Source organism: Chitinivorax sp. B (genome assembly GCF_005503445.1).
Lineage (GTDB): Bacteria > Pseudomonadota > Gammaproteobacteria > Burkholderiales > SCOH01 > Chitinivorax.
The window spans coordinates 1-1,565 of record NZ_SCOH01000146.1 but is presented as its reverse complement, the minus strand read 5'-3'; the positions used below and the strand labels follow the sequence as shown (position 1 = coordinate 1,565).

General features: G+C 59.8%; 1 protein-coding gene. It reads left to right on the top strand.

The window, feature by feature from the left end; all coding sequences use genetic code 11:
• Positions 1–1,565: RHS repeat domain-containing protein (locus tag FFS57_RS25525; protein WP_171014216.1), on the top strand; the 1,565-nt coding region annotated here is incomplete at both ends.

The following is a 1,565-nucleotide window of genomic DNA, read 5'->3' as shown; positions in this document are numbered from 1 at the left end:
ATGGCGGCCAATACGAACGTGCCTGGACCGCACCGGCCACCGCCGGCACCTACACGATCACCGCGCAGGCCGTTGACCGCTGGGGCGTGCAGGGGCACAGCACGGTCACCCTGACTACCACCGCGTGCGATTTCGCCCCGCGCCCGGCCCAAGACAGCCCGACCGGCCCCAATGTAGGCACCCGTTACCAGTATGACGCACTGGATCGATTGAGCCTGGTTGCTGATCCACAGCATCATCAGACCACGTACACCTATGCTGCTGGCAACGTCGCCACCCGCAACAGTCGCGGCTTCACCACCCTCAATCAATACCGCGCCACGGGCAGCCCCGATCAGCCAGAATTGATGGGGATGACTGCGCAGGAAGAACCCACTGCCAAGATGACCATGGTGCGGGATCTGATGGGGAACATCACCAGCATCACCCAAAACAACATCACCCGCAGTTACCACTACGATAGCCGCCAATTCCTGATCAGCCAGACCCATCCGGAAGTCGGCCAAATCAGCTATGGCCGGGATGCGGCCGGCAATATGATCACACGCCAAGTCGGCACTGGCCCCAAAGGCATCTATGTCTATGACGAGCTGAACCGGCTCAAGACGCTCACCTATCCCGGCAACAGCACACCGCCCATCAGCTATACCTACGACTTCAACGGCAACCCACTGACCGAAACCGCCGGCGGTGTGGTGCGTAGCTATGTCTACGATGCCAACAACAACCCGATCCAAGACACACTGCAACTGGCTGGCCGCAGCTTCCGCCTGGGTTATGGCTATAACGGCAACGATGCGCTGGAAACGCTGACCTACCCCAGCAATCAGGTGGTGAACTTTGGCCCGGATGCGCTAGGCCGCCCCACGGGGCTGAGCAATTACATTGCCAAGGTCACCTATCGCCCCAGCGGTGCACCGTTCGACATCCTATTGACCAATGGCCTGACCCGGCGCCAGACCGAAGACAGCCGCTTGCAGCCGAAAACGCTGCATCTGGGCAATGACACCTGCACCACCATCAACACCAGCTACAGCTATGACCCGGAAGGCAACACCCAGAGCGTTCGGGACACCTTCTACCCGGACTGGAACCGCAGCTTTGACTATGACCCGATTGACCGGCTGACCGCCGCCAATGGCCCATGGGGCGCCGGAGGCATCAGTTACGATGGCAATGGCAACATCACCAGCCAGCGCTTTGGCAGCTATGTGCTGAGCTATCGCTACGACACCGCCCGCCAATTGCTGACCGGAATCACCGGCAACGTCAACTACAGCTATCAGTACGATGGTTATGGCAACGTCACCAACCGCGGCACCGGGCAGGTGTATCGCTATGATGACGTGGGCAATCTGCGTACCGTCAATGCCGGTACACCCAGCCAGATCGTGTATGAGTACGACGCCAAAGGCAACCGCGTCCGCAGCACCGGCAATGGCCGTGACAATCTGCAGGTCTATGCCGGCAATACGCTGTTGTATGAAATTGACCTCGCCAAGAACGAAAACCGCGAGCACTACTACCTGGGCAGCAGTAAGGTCGCCAGCCGCATCATCACCGGC